Consider the following 15,609-nt stretch of genomic DNA (forward strand, 5'->3'; position numbering starts at 1 on the left):
GCCGCAACCGTCGACCGCGCTCGGGCTTTGCTCGACGAAGGCGATTATCAAGCGGCGTTGATGCTATCTTCCGGCGCCTATGACCAGGCCAAAGCGGCGGCGAGTTTTGCTAGCCGCGTGAAGGCGGGCGAGCAGCTCATCGGCAAGGCGCGACGGATGCAAGCAGATGCGCTTCTTATTGAAAGCCGCGCCAAGATCGCGCTTGCTGATCAGGTCGACGAGGCGCAGGCGGCGGGTACCGTTGCCACGGCTGGTCGGCCGAAAAAGGTGGAAGGTGATCACCATTTTCGGCTTGAAGATGTCGGCCTCTCGAAAGAGCAGGTTTACGAGGCGCGCAAGCTGCGAGACGCCGAAAAACACGAGCCGGGTATTGTCGAGCGAGCAATACAGGCGCGCGTCGAAGCAGGGGTGGAGCCGAGTCGGGCTGCACTGAAAAAAGCGGCAGGCCATGCTATCGGCACCAAAACCGCTTCGAAAGAGGAGCGTGGCGACGATCTTTATGAGACGCCTATCGAGGCCATGCGAACGCTGCTGGCGCTGGAAAGCTTCGGCCTTAATGTGCTGGAGCCCAGTGTCGGGCGCGGTGCCATCCTGCGTCCGCTTGAGGATGCCGGATATGAGGTGACGATCTCTGACCTTGTCGATCGCGGTATCTCCACGCGCCATGGGGAGTGCCAGGGCGTAGGTGATTTTCTCACCTCGATTGCTATCGAGGGTGGCTGGGATATCGTGACGAACCCGCCTTACGGGGTGGCTAACGCCTATGCTGCCCATGCGCTGCGCGAACATAAGCCACGCAAGATGGCGCTGCTTCTCAACCTCAATTTCCAATGCGGGTACGAGGATGCGGACAGGCGGTTCGTTATGGACGAAAATCCGCCGAGCCGGATTTATGCTTTTGCGCACCGGCTGCCGATGATGCACAGGGATGACTGGCAGGGCAACAGGGCATCCAGCCAGATGAATACTGGCTGGTTCGTGTGGGAGCGCAACGAAGACGGCAGCTATGGTGATGGTCATCCGCGGTTGATCCGTGTGGTTTATGACCATTACGAAACTGCCGAGGCATTGCCTCCTGGCGCTGGTGGGCATGTCTCGCCGATCACCTTCGCCGTTGCCAAGCCGGACGAAGAATTCACCCGCACCACGCCGCGCAAGACATCTGAAGAGCGCGTGGAAGAGGAAATTCATCGCGCCATCTTGTGGCTGAAAGAGCTTGAGCCTTTCGACGCGGTAAAGCTGAGGCGTGGTATCGGCGTGCGTGACAGTGTCGCCGTCGCCCTCATTGAAGCCATGTCTGCGAACGGTCTCATCCACCAGGTGGATGACGGCATGTGGATGCCAACGGCAGAGGGTATGCACCTCACAGCCAATGCCAATGCGGCCGACATGGTGCAGGCATGGCGCGCCGGGAAGGCGGTGGCGGCATGAGTTGGACCACCGAAGAAACCCGCCAGATCTTCCGTAGCGGAAAGCTGATTGTCGGCGCGATATACCCTCCGGTTCGGCCGGGGCTGCGCTGGCGCTGGTCGATATGGGTGACCGGCCGCCGCAAGCCGACCGATGGATGGGCGGACAACGAGGCAACGGCGCATCGTGCCGTTGAGGCCAAATATCGCGAATTTCTCAAACTTGCCGGGCTGACGCGCTCGGAAGGCGGTGTCTCATGATACCCGATTTCTCCCCGAAAATGCTGCGCGGCTTCCTCAATGCCCGCATCGAGATGGCCGGATACCGGGCGGAATTCCCCGACGAGCGCAAGAGCGTACGGCGGAAGGCGATGACGTTCGATGAAGCCCGCGTTGCTGAGCGCTCGGCCATCATGAAGCGAGCCAGGGTGACGGCGGAACAGTTCGAGCTTGCTCTGGCGGGCCGGATTGTCTCGCTCGATGCGCGCGCGCGGCTGTGGAAGGCGCTGAACGCTGATCCAGCCTCGCACGGCATTCGCCTGCTTGGCGGATCTGGACAGGAGCGGATGATATGAGCGGTCTGCAAAATTCCAGAAATCCTTCGCTGGCCGATTACGATCTTCGAAAGTTCGCATCTGCGCTGCGGGCGCATCGGGCGAATGATAGTCGTGGCCTTAGCGTCATAGGTGATGAGATCGGCGTGACCATTAGCGACCTTTCCCGCGCCATGGGCGGCCAGATGGTCAGTGTCGGCAAGGTGATCGCCTTGTGCCGCTGGCTCGGGGTGTCCGTCGAAAAGTTCTATCTCGAACCGGAAAAGCCAAGCGAAACAGAGGTTTGCACCGGCGCAAACGTGAAACGCTTGGGCGAGTCGGAAGGGGCGCGGGCATGAGTAGTTGTCTCCCTATTGTCGACATTCTCATTTCGGCCAAGAGCGACAGAGAGCGAGCGGAATGGCTCTCCCGCGTGCCGCTCGGCGTGATCAAGCGAGACTCGCTGGATATTGGCGCAATCCTGAAAAGCAGCGGCTTTGCAGCCGGATATGACCATTTCTCGGCGCTACTTGCCGAGATTGATGCAACGCGGACGGCAGACGGCTTGCCGACGCAGACCGTGCGGATGGCGACCGAATATACGCGGCTCGCGATGTGGGGCGCGGTGCGTAAGGGGGAGGAAATGCCCGTGGACGGTGCGGCATGAGCCATGATTTCAGGTTTTCGATCATCCCCGGCTGGATCGTCACAGATCCTCGGCTGAAGGGGAAGGATCTGCAGGTATTGTGCCTTCTCGGGCGCCATGCCGACAAGCAGGGCTGGTGTTGGCGTAGCCAGGTCAAGATGTCCGTGGAACTGGCCTGCGCCCGCTCCACGGTGCAGTCGTCGATTGATCGCCTGATCGATATCGGCGTTCTGGAAAAGCACGCTCGGGACACGAAGGATGGGAGCGATACGGCTCACTTCTACCGCGTGCTTTATGACCGCGCGCCGCCTTCTGGCTATGACTTTGACGCATACCAGAATGCGTACGAGAAGGAAAATGATCCTATTCAGGCATACAATGTAGGGGGTACTCCTGCCGGTATACCGGCACCCCCTGCCGGTCCAGAGTCGGCACCCCCTGCCGGTTCTGGATCGGCACCTATTAAGGACCCAAGTTTAACCACCCAAGAAAAACCAGAAGAGAGAGAGCGCGAGCGCGGGATTGAAGGGGAAGAAAATCCCAAGGCGCTGGAGAAGCGGTTTCGCACATGGTGGAAGACTTGGCCGACCTATGCCGTTGATGCTGAAGCGCCGACACGACGGGCTTGGTTCGATCTTACCGAAGAGCAGCGGTCGGCTTGCGAGGTGAAGACGCCTGATTATCTGGCTGCCGCGAAGGCGAGCGGGCGCAAGTTCTCCAAGGCTGCGGCGACCTATCTGGCGGAGCGGGCATGGGAGCGGCTTGACGGGAAAGCGATCGGGAATTCTGTGTCTGCCGAACGGCATAATCCGTATTCGAGACCGTGGTCAGCGTTGCGCATGGCTGAGCTTTCGAAAAATCCTGTCTCGCTGACGTTGTCGCCGCTGGAAGAGCGGATACTCGATAACAAGCCTGAAAAGGCTGATGTGATCTGGCGCGACAAGCGCGAGAAGGAAGGCTGGCCAGAGGCAGTTCGGCTCAACGAGGCTGCGCGAGATCGCCGGCCTGTTCACGTTCCTGCACATATTGTTGCCATCAGCCAAACCTTCGACAAGGTTGCCGTAGGTGGCGATATCTGGGAGGCGTGGAAGCGTTTGCACCATGAGCGTTGCTGGCCATGGATGCCTGAGCCGAACGGCCTTCCCTTCGTGCAATTCCCGGCTCTGCCGGATGGCATCGACGATCCAGACGAGGCGGTTGCTCAGGCGCTTCGAAATTTCCAGAGACAGCTTATCGAGAGGCGGGACAATGATGCAGCTTAAAAACCCCTTTGCCGGTCAGATAACGGACAAGGGTTGGGATCTGCTTCGGAAGAAGGACGACGAGAGGAAGAATCGTCAGTACTGCATTCGTATGGCTGGTTCCGACTGGATTGCCGAATCAGGGCTGAAAGCGGGATGGTTCTGTATCGCAGTTGAGTTTGGGAGGGAAAACGATGTGGAAAACCTCATGCAGAAAGAGGGTATTCATGCCTTGGTTCCGATGAGGATGGGACCGGAGCGTAAGCGCCGTGGGAAGGTATTGCCGCCTCAGCCGATGCCTGTCTTGCTTGGATATATGCTCGTTCGGTGTGTATTTTCAGGTCATGCGGCGAGTGCTCTTCAGAGCTTCAAGGGTGTCAAAGGAATGGTCGGAGGATGGTGTGGGCAACATGTATTAAGTGACGAAAAGGTCAACCGATACATGGACATGGCGGCTTCTGGGCTATTCGACTGGGAAAGGTCTAAGGAGCCATCTTCATTGTTTCGCCAGGGCGTTTCGGTACGTGTGATTGAAGGTCCGTTTGTTGGTTTCTCGGGACCGATAGTGTCGATGGGTAAGGGCGGCGCTATCGTAGAGGTTCATATCTTCGGGAAGTTGACGCCATGCATTTTCCCTCTTGAAATGATCGAGCCCTTGTGAGTAGAAATCTGACCATGACGACCCCGTTCTTAGTGGATTTGATCTCACGCCGGGACCTTGCCCTGACTGCCTTCGAATGATGAGGCACCGATTCAGGGCAGAAGCTGCCGCTATGTCTGGATGATTGCTGAGGCGACCGAGAGGTCGCCTTTTGTGTATATAGGTTATGGCACGTTCTCGCCTCACCACTCTCAAGCCCAAGCTCTCGACCCTTCCTCCTCGCCTTGGCCGTATGGCTGGTGATGAGCAGGCGCGACACCGCGAGCGTGATGCCAACCTCGAACATCGGGGTTGGTACAAGACGGCACGGTGGCAGAAGCTTCGGCATCAGATCCTGATCAGGGATAACTACACCTGTCAGCGAACCGGCGTCCTCTGCATCGGCAAGCACCCGGCAGACAACAGCCCGGTTGTCGACCACAAGCGTCCGCATCGTGGCAATCCCGATCTGTTCTGGGATGAGAGCAACCTGCATTGCGTGAGCAAAGCGTTCCACGACAGCGAGAAGCAGAAAGAGGAGCGGGCTCGGCCCGTGTGGTGATGATGAAGAGTGCACCCAAGCCTGAGCAGTTCGGCGAGCTGATGTCTATGCCGGCGGATAAGATCTTCGCGGCGATCGTCGTTCTCTATGGCGAGAAGCTTGCGAATGAACTTGCCGACGAATTGTTGAACGGTGGGAAGCTCCCCACCGTTCAGTGGCCGCGGTTCTGACTACTTGCCGTAAGCGGCTTGTAGCTTGGCAACCAAGGTTGGGATGCGAGCAGCTGCCAAACCATCCCAATAGCCATCGCCCGCTAAGGCGCCTGGCTTGTCGCTAGGCGGAAGCAGCTTAGCGCGAGCGTCGAAGTCCCGAGCGACGTTCGCTTTGATAAACTCTTTGGTCTTGGGATCATTTAAGTCGAGCGTGATGCCTGCCTCCTTTGCAGCAATGTAGATCATCAACCCATTGATCTGCGCCTCCAAGTCGAAGATGCGAGTGGTTAGTTCTCGATTGTCCATGCAGCCCTCCTGATGTTTGAGCAACCCATGAGAGCAGAGCATGGAACCGATGTCGAGGTGGCATAAGCGGCGCGCGCCTACCCGGTGCGATAGCTCACAAGGCGGCAACAACCCCGTAAGCGACCGATAACCACACAAGGCCGATTTCGTGGGCCGGGGGGGCGGTCAAAACTTCAAAATGCCTCTCGCGCCTAGACCCGCGCCCCTCTCACGGACAGATTTTTTTTCTGATGCCTCAGGATTTTGACCTCTTCGGCAATCCCCTGTCCCACGACGATCCCAAGCTTGGGAGGCCGGAGCATGTGCCATCGGAGGAAAACATCATATTCGTCATGGTGTTACTGGCTGGCGGTGCGACCAATAACGAGGTGGCGAAAACGTTGGGCATCTCTGTCCCGACTTTTCGCAAACATTATTTGCATTTGATCAAGCAGCGCGACCTGATGATGACCAGGCTGACCACAAAGCTTCGTGTATCCCAGATCAAGCAAGGCATTGCCGGAAACGCCTCCGCCCTCAATGCAGCACTCAACACGCTCGATAAGGTTCGCGCCGAAAGCGCCGAGGCGCGGATCAAAGAACGTGAGAAGGCCAAACCGGAGAAGGCGAAAAAGCTTGGCAAGAAGGAAGAGAAGCAGCTCGCCGCGCAGAACGTGTCCGGCAAGTTCGCTCCGCCCTCCGGTCCGAAGCTGATCGTCGATAACCGCACATGAAGTGGTCGACCGCATGTCCGGATTGGGAGGACCGTATCGTCGAGGGGCGATCGCTGATCCCCATGGCGCCGCTGTTCCAGACCGAGGCGGACGCGGCGCTTGAGGTCTTCAAGTCGCTCCGGATCGTCGATGTCGCAGGGCAGCCCACATTCGGAGAGGCCTGCGGCGAATACGTCTTCGATTTCGTCCGTGCCGTGTTCGGCGCCTACGACGCCGAAACGGGACACCGCCTGATCGAAGAGTTCTTCCTCCTGATTTCGAAGAAGAACATCAAGAGCACCATGGCCGCTGGCATCATGCTGACGGCGCTGATCCGCAACTGGCGACATTCTCAGGAACTCCTGATCTTGGCGCCAACGCAGGAAGTTGCGGGCAACTCTTTCAATCCGGCTGCCGACATGGTCGAGGCCGATCCAGAACTTAAGGATCTTCTCGACGTTAACCGGAACCTGAAGACGATCACCCATCGTCGCACCAAAGCGGTTCTCAAGGTCGTGTCGGCGGATTCGAATTCTGCGGCCGGCAAGAAAGCCGCCTTCGTCCTGATCGAGGAGTTGTGGCAGTTCGGCAAGCGCGCCGGGGCCGCCTCGATGCTGCAGGAAGCGACGGGCGGCTTGATTTCGAGGCCGGAAGGTTTCGTAATCTATATCACTACCCAATCCGACGAACCGCCGGAAGGCGTGTTCCGCGAGAAGCTGAATTATTTCCGCGACGTGCGCGACGGCAAGATCGACGATCCGCGCAGCCTCGCGGTTCTGTATGAGTTCCCGGAGCGAATGGTCGAGGACAAGAGCTATCTCGATCCGTCGAATTTCTACATCACCAACCCGAATATGGGGCGTTCTGTCCGCCAGGATTGGCTGGAGCGAAAACTCGCTAAGGTTCAAACTGGTGACGACGAGGATGGCGACACGATCCAGTCGTTCCTCGCGAAGCACCTTAATGTCCAGATCGGCATGCGCAACCGCGCGAACCGGTGGGCAGGCGCTCCTCTCTGGACCTCAGGGACCGACAAGGCGCTCGCGGCGCTTCCGCATCTCGACGCGTTCCGCGAGGTAGTTCGTCGATCCGAGTGTGTCGTGGTCGGTATCGATGGAGGCGGGCTGGACGACCTCTTCGGCTTTTCGGCTCTCGGCCGCGAGCCGGGTGAAATCGAAATAGAGATCGAGGTGGATGGCGTGAAGCGGCGCGTATCCATGTCGCGCTGGTTGTCATGGTCGCATGCATGGTGTGATGAGGATGTCTTGCGTATCCGCAAGAAGATCGCACCGAAGCTCCTCGATCTGAAGGCAGAAAAGAGCCTCACGATTGTCAGCGATGGTCTGACGGATATGGGTGAGATCGTCGAGCGCGTCGATTATGTGAAGCGTGCCGGAAAGCTCGGCGGCGTTTCCGTCGACCCTGCCGGCCTCGGCGACCTGATGGATATTCTTGCCGATATAGATGTGACCATAGACAATGGCCTGCTTGTCGGCGCCCCTCAGGGGATTGGCATGATGAATGCCATCAAGACCGTCGAGCGCCGCCTGAAAAGCGGTTTGTTTCGCCATTCCGGTGGCGGCTTGATGGAGTTCTGTGTGTCGAACCTCAAGATCGAGCCGACTGCCACCGCCATCCGCGCAACCAAGCAAACGGCCGGCGACGCGAAGATCGACCCGGCCATGGCGATGTTCAACGCCGCCACATTGATGGCGCGCAACCCAACGCCTCACCAGGCGGAAAAAGCCTACCAGATGCTGGTCTTCGGCTAACAGGAGCCTTCAATGAATAGGATGTATTCGGTCCTGACGGTCAAGGCCGTCGAGGAGGAGAGCCGCATTATCCGTGGCGTGGCCACCACACCCAATCCGGATCGTGTGGGAGACATCGTCGAACCCCTCGGTGTCCAGTTCAAGAACCCGATGCCACTGCTGCATCAGCACGATCACGACAAGCCTGTCGGGTCGGTCACCTTCGACAAACCCACGGCAGAAGGTATCACCTTCGAGGCTAGGTTGCCGACGATCGAGGAGGCAGGGCCGTTGCGCGATCGCATCGAGACGGCGTGGGGCGAATTGAAGGCTGGCCTTGTTCGTGCCGTTTCGATCGGCTTTCGCGCCCTCGAATATGCCTGGATGGATGACGGCGGCATTCGCTTCACCAAGTCCGAGGTTCTTGAGCTTTCTCTCGTCACCGTCCCGGCCAATGCCGACGCGGTGATCTCCACCATCAAGTCGATCGACCGTCCCTTGCTCGCCGCGACAGGCAAAGAGCCGGGCGCAAATGATCGACCTGTCCGTCCCGGCGCTTCGGGAAAATCCATCAAACCCGTCAATTTGCGCCCGAAGGAGGGCACTGACATGAAAACCATCGCCGAGCAGATTGCTGCTCTTGAGGCCTCCCGACAGGCAAAGGCCGCCCGCATGGCGGAAGTCATGCAGAAGTCCATCAACGAAGGCCGCTCGACCGATGCTGCCGAACAGGAAGAATTCGATACGCTCGAAGGCGAAGTCGATGCGATCGACGGCGACCTGAAGCGCCTTCGCGCGCTCGAAAAGGCCCAGGCCGTCAAGGCTGCCCCAGTCGTGCCGGCTGCCATCGCCAACGCTGCCGCCGGGACGGCGGTTCGCACCGGCAACGTCGCGTTGAAGTCCGAACCCGGCAAGGGCATTCGCTTCGCCCGTTATGCCAAGTGCCTCGGCATCTCCCACAAGACGCATCAGCCTCTCGATCGCGTCGCGGAAATGCTTTACGGCAAGAGCGACCCGGATCTCGTCGATATCGTCAAGGCTGCTGTCTCGGCCATGACATCGGCGAACACCGATGCTCTGATCGGTAACGAAGGCGGTTTCGCCGATTTTGTCGAGTTCCTTCGCCCCATGACCGTGCTCGGCCGTTTCGGGACCGGCAACATCCCGACGCTGACGCAGGTGCCGTTCCGCGTGCCGCTGATCTCGGAAACGAGTGAAAGCGACGCGCAATGGGTCGGGGAAGGCAAGGGCAAGCCGATCACCAAGATGGGCGCCGGCCGTACCGAATTGACGCCGCTCAAGATCGCCACCATCGCCGTGCAGACGATGGAGCTGATCCGCGACAGCTCGCCATCGTCCGATGTGCTGATCCGAAATTCTCTGGCCAAGGCCATCGCCAAGCGCTCGGATATCTCCTTCATCGATCCGACCTCCGCCGCAAGCACCGGCGTTCGTCCGGGCTCGATCCTGAACGGCGTCACCGCCACGGCAAACAGCAGCGCGACTGGCGCTGATGGCGTGCGCGAGGATGTCCAGGCCCTGATTGGTGCATTCGTTGCTGCGAACAATCCGCTCCAGTCCGGCGTCTGGGTCATGAGTGCCACCTATGCTCTGCGTCTCATGATGATGCTCAATCCGCTCGGCCAGCGGGAATTCCCCGGCATCACCATGCAGGGCGGAACGTTCTTCGAGCTTCCGGTGATCGTCTCCAATTACCTGAGCGACTATGTCGCGCTGGTCAATGCCGAGGATATCTGGTTCGCCGACGAAGGCGGCATCGACATCTCCATGTCCACAGAAGCATCGCTCGAAATGTCGGATGCCCCGACGCAGGATGCCGGTGCGGCGACGCCCGTCGATACCGAACTCGTCTCGCTGTGGCAAACGAACTCTGTCGGCTTCCGTGCGGAGCGGACGCTGAACTGGGCGCGCCGCCGTTCCAGCGCCGTGGCCTGGATGGACAACATCACCTGGGGTGATCCTGTCGCCGCCGAATAACCGGCTCAAGCAATGCCCGGCCGCACGCTACTGCGGCCGGGTACTCGATTGCAGGGAGTGATGTCGATGAAATCCAGCACCTATATGACCCGCGCACTGCGATCGAAAGACGGTCGGTATGCGATCGCACTCGCCCGCCTCGGATATGCCGAACCCTTAAAGAATGCCACACCGACTGCAGATCCGCTCGACCATGATGGAGATGGTCGCAAGGGCGGCAGCACTGCGCCTGAGCCGGATGAAGCTTTGACGGCTTTGCGGGCTGAATACCAGGCGCTGGCCGGCAAGCGCGCATTCTCGGGGTGGGATGCGGAAGCACTCCAGGCGAAGATCACAGACATGAAGGGCGCTGAATAATGCGCGTTCCACAGGTCCCGCTGGCATCATCCACGGTTGCTGTCGCGGAGCAAAAGGCCATGTCCCCCGTCGCGCGCGGTCGGGGTGGATGGTGGAGCATTCTCGAATCCTATGCTGGCGCATGGCAACGCAACGTCGAAGTCCGCTATGACAGTGTGCTTTCGAACCATGCCGATTTTGCCTGCCGCACCCTGATTGCCTCCGACATCGCCAAGCTGCGGATCAAGCTGGTTGCCAAGGACAGGAATGGCATCTGGCTCGAAACGACGAATGCGGCTTATTCGCCGGTACTGCGCAAGCCGAACCATTTCCAGACCCGCATCCAGTTCATGGAAAGTTGGGTCCTGTCTAAACTGCAGCGCGGAAACGCCTATATCCTGAAGCAGCGCGACGGGCGCGGCGTCGTCGTCAAGCTGTTCGTGCTCGATCCGCAGTTGGTTACGCCGCTCGTGTCTGACAGCGGCGATGTCTTCTACCAGCTGAATGCCGACAATCTGACCGGCGTGACGGAATCCGTCATCGTGCCGGCGCGCGAGATCATCCACGACCGGTTCAACTGCTTTTTCCATCCGCTTGTTGGCTTGTCGCCGATCTTTGCCGGCGGCCTGGCCGCAATGCAGGGTCTGGCAATTCAGAACGACAGCACGCTGTTCTTTCAGAATGGAGCGCAGCCCGGTGGCGTGCTGACGGCGCCCGGTGCCATCGGTGACGATACGGCGGCGCGGTTGAAAGAGCACTGGCAGGCAAACTTTTCCGGCAAGAATGCCGGCAAAGTCGCGGTGTTGGGTGACGGCCTCACATACGAACCTATGAAGGCGAAGGCCGTCGACGCGCAGCTGATCGAGCAGCTGAAGTGGTCGGCGGAGGTGGTTTGCTCCACCTATCATGTTCCGCCCTACAAGGCGGGCGTCGGCACGATGCCGACGAACAACAATGTCCAGGCGCTGAACATCGAATATTACACCCAGTGCCTGCAGCGCCTGATCGAGGATATCGAGGTCTGCCTCGATGAAGGTCTCGGCATGGGCGAGAGCGTCGGGACCGAATTCGACACGGACAATCTTCTGCGTATGGACAGCGTCACGCAGATGGATGTTCTCGACAAGTCGAAGGGCATCATGGCGCCCAACGAGCAGCGTCTCAAGCTTGGCCTTCCACCGAAGGCGGGCGGCGATAGCCCGATGCTGCAGCAGCAGAACTACAGTCTTGAGGCGCTGGCAAAGCGCGACGCTCAGGCTGATCCGTTTGGAACCGCTCAGCCGTCCACTCCTGCGGCAGACGAGCCCGCAAACGACAATGCCGATGAACTGCAGGCGGCGAAAGCGCTTGTTGAGATCCATAAGGGGTTTTCTCTATGAGCTTTGACGGCAAGGCTTTCGGCGCTGAAATCGTGGGCGTCGTCAAGGGCTATATCGCCAAGGAAATGGCGACGCTGCTGACAAGACTGGATGCGCTGGAGAAGCGTGTCGAAGCGCTTCCTCCACCGGTCGATCTATCGGCCGACCTTGTTGAGCTGAAGACTGCGGTCGGGGCGATCGTTATGCCGCACGCACCGGAATTGCCTGATGTCGGCAAGATGATCGAAGTGGCAATTGCGGACTCTGCGTCCGAAGGTCGGATACGCACCATTGTTGAAGAGAGCGTGCGGCGTTATTTTTCCGAGATCCCGAAACCGAAAGACGGCAAGGACGGCGCTAGCGTGACAGCGGATGATTTGGCGCCGATGATCGCGACCGAGGTTGAGCGGCGCTTTGCAGCTTTCCCGAAGCCTAAAGACGGTAAGGATGGTCTCGATGTTAGGGAAATGCTTCGAGCCGAAGGCGGTCACCTGATCGCGGTGATGAGCGACGGAACCACGCGCGACCTCGGCGTTTTCGTTGGCAAGGACGGCGAGCCGGGGAAGCCCGGCAAGGACGGTTTCAACCTCGAAGACTTCGAGGCTGCGGTCATGGATGATGGTCGCACGGTTCTTCTATCTTTCGATCGCGGTGACCTTTCCTACAAAGTCGAGCTTGGTTTCGACGTGATGTTGTATCGCGGCGTATTCAAGGACGGCCACGACTATGTGCGGGGCGACACAGTCACATGGGGCGGCTCGCTCTGGCATTGCGATCAGCCGACTTCGGAAAAGCCGGGCGATGGTTCGAAATCATGGACGCTCTGCGCAAAGAAGGGTCGTGACGGCAAGGATGGGGAAGTGAAGGAAGCCAGGGCCGTGCAGTCGGTGCGCGTTGGCGTTCCGGCGGAGGGCGTGTGATGGCCCTTGTCAGCGTCGATCAGGTCAACCTCGCGCTCCGGCTCGATCTTGCGGAGAACGATGCCCGCATTTCCGATGTTGAGCTCAAGATCGGGCAGGCGGAAGACATCATGTATGACTTCCTGAAGAGCCGAGATCAGGGGTGGACCTCGGGAAATGTACCTGGTCGCGTCTCTGCCGCGATCATCATGATCGTGCAGTCTTTGTTTGATGAGACAGACACGGCGAAGATGCTCTCAGATCTGGCAAGTGGAACCGCATCCAACCCGATTGTCGGGCTTCTTTACCGTCTTCGAGATCCGGCGCTTGCATGATCAACGCAGCGAAACTCAACCGTCGCGTTGCCTTTGATGCGCCATTGTCAGGTGATGATGGGCATGGTGGCCAGCTTCTGGGCTTTGCGCCCGACGAGGCTGCGACGAGATTATGGGCGAATATCCGTTATCTCAGGGGTGGCGAAACCGTGCAGGCAGCGCGGCTTGAAGGCCGGCAGCCGGTTGTTGTCACTCTTCGCGATGCCGCGGCCTCCCGCGCAATTGATGCCTCCTGGCGTATGCGTGATGAGAGCGGCACGATTTATAACATCCAGTCCGGCCCGGTCCCGACGGACGACCGGCGGTTTCTGGAATTCACCATGGAAAGCGGCGTTGCCACATGAGTGTATCCGTCGCGCTTCAGGATCTCGCCCTCTCGCTTCTGCGCAATAGCGGGGAGGTTACGGCCATCGTCGGGGACAGGATCGTCGATGGGAATGCCGATCTCGCCTTCCCGAACATCACCCTCGGCCTTTCCGATTTCCAGCCGGATGATGCCGATTGCATAAAGGCCCGTCAGGAAACTCTTCAGATCGATTGCTGGACGCAGGAGGCTGGCAAGAAGTGGCCCTGCCGCGCGCTTGTCGATGCGGTCAAGGGTGCTTTGCATGACGCGGAAGGCGAGCTTGCCAGCGGGGCGCTTGTCCAGATCGTCGTCAGCCTCGCCCGCATCATCGACGACCCGGATGGCATCACCATGCACGGGGTCGTTCAAATCACCGCTTTGATAGAGGAATAGCCATGGCTCGCGTCACGTTCAAAAAAGACTTCGACTACAAGCCCGTGCATCACACGACGATCGGCTACAAGGCTGGCTGGACCGGAACGGTCAGGCGCGAATGCGCCGATGCTGCCGTCGCTGCCGGTGCTGCGGAAGAGATCGACAAGGATGCGCCGAGCACCGAACAGGCCTGATGCCTTCGTCCATACGCAATCTGGAGCGGCTGCAGAAAAAGCTCGATCGCCTGCCGTCTGTCGCCATGGCGCGGATACGGGAGGCGATGGAACAGGCAGCGGGCGAGATCGTCGCTTTGGCGAAATCTCTTGTCCCGACAGATACCGGGTCTTTGCGAGACAGTATCGGCTGGACCTGGGGGCGGGCGCCACGCGGTGCCATGTCGCTCGCTTCGGTCCAGATGATCGGCGGTGACCTGACCATCACCATCTATGCAGGCAACGACGAAGCCTATTATGCGCGCTGGATCGAATTCGGCACCAAGGAACACATTGCCGGCGGCAAGTTCAAGGGGGCGACAATACCGGCGCAGCCTGCGCGTCCCTTCTTCTACGTGAGCTTCAGGGCTCGGCGGAAATCCACCAAATCCCGTATTTCGCGCGCCATAACCAAGGCGGCGAAGGAAGTCGCCAGCGGCGGCTGACCATCACCTTGTCATAGGAGAAAATCATGGCAACTCCAGTCACTGCCCGCTTTGGGAGATACAGTATTCTCCTGGGGAATACTGCTGATCCAATTGTCTACTCCGCCCCTTGTGGGCTGACGTCGAAAACTCTCACTCTGGGAAAGTCGCTTTCTGAGGTCAGTATTCCAGACTGCGACGATCCTGATGCTCCTATTGTCTTGGGGCGCGATGTCGAAAATATCACGGCGTCCATTTCCGGCGAAGGTGTGCTTGCTGCGTCGGCCGTGCCAACTTGGCTTGATGCCTACGAAAGCACCGAGTCGGTCCCCGTCAAGATCGAGATCGAGTTTTCGACTGGCACTGTCACGTGGACAACTCGGATGCACATAGAGTCTCTCGAGATTGGTGCGGAGGTTGGCGGACGTGTGCAGATCACCGTCTCCATGCAGTCTGACGGCGAGATGGTGCGTACGGATACGTTCGCCTGATGCGCAACGCCAGGATTGAACTTGATTGGGCGGACGGTACATTTTCGTTCCGCCTGGGGTGGGGTGAACTTGCCGAGCTGCAGGAAAAGACTGATGCGGGGCCATATGTGGTGCTGCACCGCCTGCATTCGCAGCAATGGCGGATCGAGGACATTTCGAGTGTCATCCGCCTCGGTCTGATTGGCGGCGGAATGTCGCCAGTAGACGCGCTGCACAAGGTTCGTACCTATGTCGAGGACCGGCCGCCGCTGGAAAGCCACCCCTATGCTGTCGCCATTCTTTCGGCCGGTCTTCTCGGCGCGGAGGACGAGCCAGTGGGGGAGCTGGAAGCGCCGACTCCCGAAGCCCAGTAGATGATCTGCCGAATAGCAAGATCCGGTTTGCTTCGATTTATGGCGTTGGCGCTGCGATGGGATTCACACCACAAGACGTAAATGCAATGTCCATGTGGCAGTTTATGGCTGCCCTTGACGGATACGTGAGGGCCAACACCGCAGATGACGGAAAGATGTCCTCGGCTGAAGCGGATGACCTGTGGAAGTGGATGCAGGAAAAGGGCGGCGGTTGATTATTGAAAGTATGACTCCGGTAAACAAGTCACGGAGCCATATCCAGCCTTCTCGTTGTGCACACCAAGAGCTTCAGAGACAGCGATAAGTTCTTTTTTCCGAATGTCGCAGTCTGCTTTTGATAGGCCCCGCGCTGTTTCCTGCTCTGTATTGCCTATGGCGTGAATCAGTCTGTAAGTCTCCGTTACTGGCTGACGGGTCGCGGCTGTTTCGCTACTCGGCGGAATTTTGCTCACAAGAGCCATCCCGCCAAAAATCCCAACAATAGCCAGCGCCACCCGGCCAAACCCTGGCTTTGCGCCCGCTTTCTTTGCCACGCCTATCCTCGCTCCA

At 59.1% G+C, this 15,609-nt stretch carries 24 protein-coding genes; 22 read left to right on the top strand and 2 right to left on the bottom strand.

Annotated features, from left to right (window positions below; translation table 11 throughout):
* Positions 1–27: 27 nt before the first annotated feature.
* The 9 genes from NCHU2750_RS03100 to NCHU2750_RS30315 all read left to right on the top strand — a co-directional run bounded on the left by NCHU2750_RS03100 (position 28) and on the right by NCHU2750_RS30315 (position 5,201).
* Positions 28–1,431: a hypothetical protein gene (locus NCHU2750_RS03100; protein ID WP_162939463.1), complete on the top strand. Its 1,404-nt coding sequence runs from the start codon at positions 28–30 to the stop codon at positions 1,429–1,431.
* Complete coding sequence (locus NCHU2750_RS03105; RefSeq protein WP_119939121.1) at positions 1,428–1,670, top strand: hypothetical protein; 243 nt, start codon at positions 1,428–1,430, stop codon at positions 1,668–1,670. Before NCHU2750_RS03100 ends, NCHU2750_RS03105 begins: the two co-directional genes overlap by 4 nt.
* Complete coding sequence (locus NCHU2750_RS03110; RefSeq protein ID WP_119939122.1) at positions 1,667–1,984, top strand: hypothetical protein; 318 nt, start codon at positions 1,667–1,669, stop codon at positions 1,982–1,984. Before NCHU2750_RS03105 ends, NCHU2750_RS03110 begins: the two co-directional genes overlap by 4 nt.
* Positions 1,981–2,301 (top strand): hypothetical protein, encoded by a 321-nt coding sequence (locus tag NCHU2750_RS03115; protein WP_119939123.1) that lies wholly within the window; start codon positions 1,981–1,983, stop codon positions 2,299–2,301. Before NCHU2750_RS03110 ends, NCHU2750_RS03115 begins: the two co-directional genes overlap by 4 nt.
* Positions 2,298–2,609 carry a hypothetical protein gene (locus NCHU2750_RS03120; RefSeq protein WP_119939124.1) on the top strand — a complete coding sequence of 104 codons (312 nt, stop codon included), beginning with the start codon at positions 2,298–2,300 and terminating at the stop codon, positions 2,607–2,609. The genes NCHU2750_RS03115 and NCHU2750_RS03120 overlap by 4 nt, the downstream gene beginning before the upstream one ends.
* Positions 2,606–3,850, top strand: coding sequence for a helix-turn-helix domain-containing protein (locus NCHU2750_RS03125; protein ID WP_119939125.1), 1,245 nt, complete (start codon positions 2,606–2,608; stop codon positions 3,848–3,850). Before NCHU2750_RS03120 ends, NCHU2750_RS03125 begins: the two co-directional genes overlap by 4 nt.
* On the top strand, positions 3,837–4,490 hold the full coding sequence (gene nusG, locus NCHU2750_RS03130) for a transcription termination/antitermination protein NusG (RefSeq protein ID WP_162939464.1): 654 nt from the start codon (positions 3,837–3,839) through the stop codon (positions 4,488–4,490). The genes NCHU2750_RS03125 and nusG overlap by 14 nt, the downstream gene beginning before the upstream one ends.
* Positions 4,491–4,656: 166 nt before the next feature.
* Positions 4,657–5,031 (top strand): HNH endonuclease, encoded by a 375-nt coding sequence (locus NCHU2750_RS03135; protein WP_119939127.1) that lies wholly within the window; start codon positions 4,657–4,659, stop codon positions 5,029–5,031.
* Complete coding sequence (locus tag NCHU2750_RS30315; protein ID WP_162939465.1) at positions 5,031–5,201, top strand: hypothetical protein; 171 nt, start codon at positions 5,031–5,033, stop codon at positions 5,199–5,201. Before NCHU2750_RS03135 ends, NCHU2750_RS30315 begins: the two co-directional genes overlap by 1 nt.
* Here NCHU2750_RS30315 and NCHU2750_RS03140 read toward each other — a convergent pair whose 3' ends face one another.
* Positions 5,202–5,489 (bottom strand): hypothetical protein, encoded by a 288-nt coding sequence (locus NCHU2750_RS03140; RefSeq protein WP_119939128.1) that lies wholly within the window; start codon positions 5,487–5,489, stop codon positions 5,202–5,204.
* A 230-nt stretch (positions 5,490–5,719) separates the two neighbouring features.
* Here NCHU2750_RS03140 and NCHU2750_RS03145 point away from each other — a divergent pair, with 230 nt between their 5' ends.
* From NCHU2750_RS03145 to NCHU2750_RS03200, 13 genes are all read left to right on the top strand, one after another.
* Positions 5,720–6,202 carry a helix-turn-helix domain-containing protein gene (locus NCHU2750_RS03145; protein WP_119939129.1) on the top strand — a complete coding sequence of 161 codons (483 nt, stop codon included), beginning with the start codon at positions 5,720–5,722 and terminating at the stop codon, positions 6,200–6,202.
* A complete protein-coding gene (locus NCHU2750_RS03150; RefSeq protein WP_119939130.1) occupies positions 6,199–7,953 on the top strand; it encodes a terminase large subunit in 1,755 nt (584 codons plus the stop codon). Before NCHU2750_RS03145 ends, NCHU2750_RS03150 begins: the two co-directional genes overlap by 4 nt.
* A gap of 12 nt (positions 7,954–7,965) precedes the next feature.
* The gene (locus NCHU2750_RS03155; RefSeq protein ID WP_119939131.1) at positions 7,966–9,930 is read left to right on the top strand and encodes a phage major capsid protein; all 1,965 of its coding nucleotides are present in this window, start codon (positions 7,966–7,968) and stop codon (positions 9,928–9,930) included.
* A gap of 66 nt (positions 9,931–9,996) precedes the next feature.
* Positions 9,997–10,287: a hypothetical protein gene (locus tag NCHU2750_RS03160; protein WP_119942877.1), complete on the top strand. Its 291-nt coding sequence runs from the start codon at positions 9,997–9,999 to the stop codon at positions 10,285–10,287.
* A gap of 59 nt (positions 10,288–10,346) precedes the next feature.
* Entirely contained in the window at positions 10,347–11,645 is a 1,299-nt protein-coding gene (locus NCHU2750_RS03165; RefSeq protein ID WP_245480320.1) for a phage portal protein, read from the top strand.
* A complete protein-coding gene (locus NCHU2750_RS03170; protein ID WP_119939133.1) occupies positions 11,642–12,544 on the top strand; it encodes a hypothetical protein in 903 nt (300 codons plus the stop codon). Before NCHU2750_RS03165 ends, NCHU2750_RS03170 begins: the two co-directional genes overlap by 4 nt.
* Positions 12,544–12,858 carry a hypothetical protein gene (locus tag NCHU2750_RS03175; RefSeq protein ID WP_119939134.1) on the top strand — a complete coding sequence of 105 codons (315 nt, stop codon included), beginning with the start codon at positions 12,544–12,546 and terminating at the stop codon, positions 12,856–12,858. The genes NCHU2750_RS03170 and NCHU2750_RS03175 overlap by 1 nt, the downstream gene beginning before the upstream one ends.
* Complete coding sequence (locus tag NCHU2750_RS03180; protein ID WP_119939135.1) at positions 12,855–13,202, top strand: head-tail adaptor protein; 348 nt, start codon at positions 12,855–12,857, stop codon at positions 13,200–13,202. The genes NCHU2750_RS03175 and NCHU2750_RS03180 overlap by 4 nt, the downstream gene beginning before the upstream one ends.
* Positions 13,199–13,597: a DUF3168 domain-containing protein gene (locus NCHU2750_RS03185; RefSeq protein ID WP_119939136.1), complete on the top strand. Its 399-nt coding sequence runs from the start codon at positions 13,199–13,201 to the stop codon at positions 13,595–13,597. Before NCHU2750_RS03180 ends, NCHU2750_RS03185 begins: the two co-directional genes overlap by 4 nt.
* A 2-nt stretch (positions 13,598–13,599) precedes the next feature.
* Positions 13,600–13,773, top strand: a complete 174-nt coding sequence (locus NCHU2750_RS30320; RefSeq protein WP_162939466.1) for a hypothetical protein — start codon at positions 13,600–13,602, stop codon at positions 13,771–13,773.
* Complete coding sequence (locus NCHU2750_RS03190) at positions 13,773–14,237, top strand: HK97-gp10 family putative phage morphogenesis protein (RefSeq protein ID WP_119939137.1); 465 nt, start codon at positions 13,773–13,775, stop codon at positions 14,235–14,237. The genes NCHU2750_RS30320 and NCHU2750_RS03190 overlap by 1 nt, the downstream gene beginning before the upstream one ends.
* A 26-nt stretch (positions 14,238–14,263) precedes the next feature.
* Positions 14,264–14,707 carry a phage tail tube protein gene (locus NCHU2750_RS03195; RefSeq protein ID WP_119939138.1) on the top strand — a complete coding sequence of 148 codons (444 nt, stop codon included), beginning with the start codon at positions 14,264–14,266 and terminating at the stop codon, positions 14,705–14,707.
* Entirely contained in the window at positions 14,707–15,060 is a 354-nt protein-coding gene (locus NCHU2750_RS03200; protein WP_245480321.1) for a gene transfer agent family protein, read from the top strand. The genes NCHU2750_RS03195 and NCHU2750_RS03200 overlap by 1 nt, the downstream gene beginning before the upstream one ends.
* Positions 15,061–15,275: 215 nt before the next feature.
* Here the strand turns inward: NCHU2750_RS03200 and NCHU2750_RS03205 are convergent, their stop codons facing one another.
* The gene (locus tag NCHU2750_RS03205; RefSeq protein ID WP_119939140.1) at positions 15,276–15,593 is read right to left on the bottom strand and encodes a hypothetical protein; all 318 of its coding nucleotides are present in this window, start codon (positions 15,591–15,593) and stop codon (positions 15,276–15,278) included.
* Positions 15,594–15,609 lie beyond the last annotated feature (16 nt).

The organism is Neorhizobium sp. NCHU2750, assembly GCF_003597675.1.
Taxonomy (GTDB): Bacteria; Pseudomonadota; Alphaproteobacteria; order Rhizobiales; family Rhizobiaceae; genus Neorhizobium.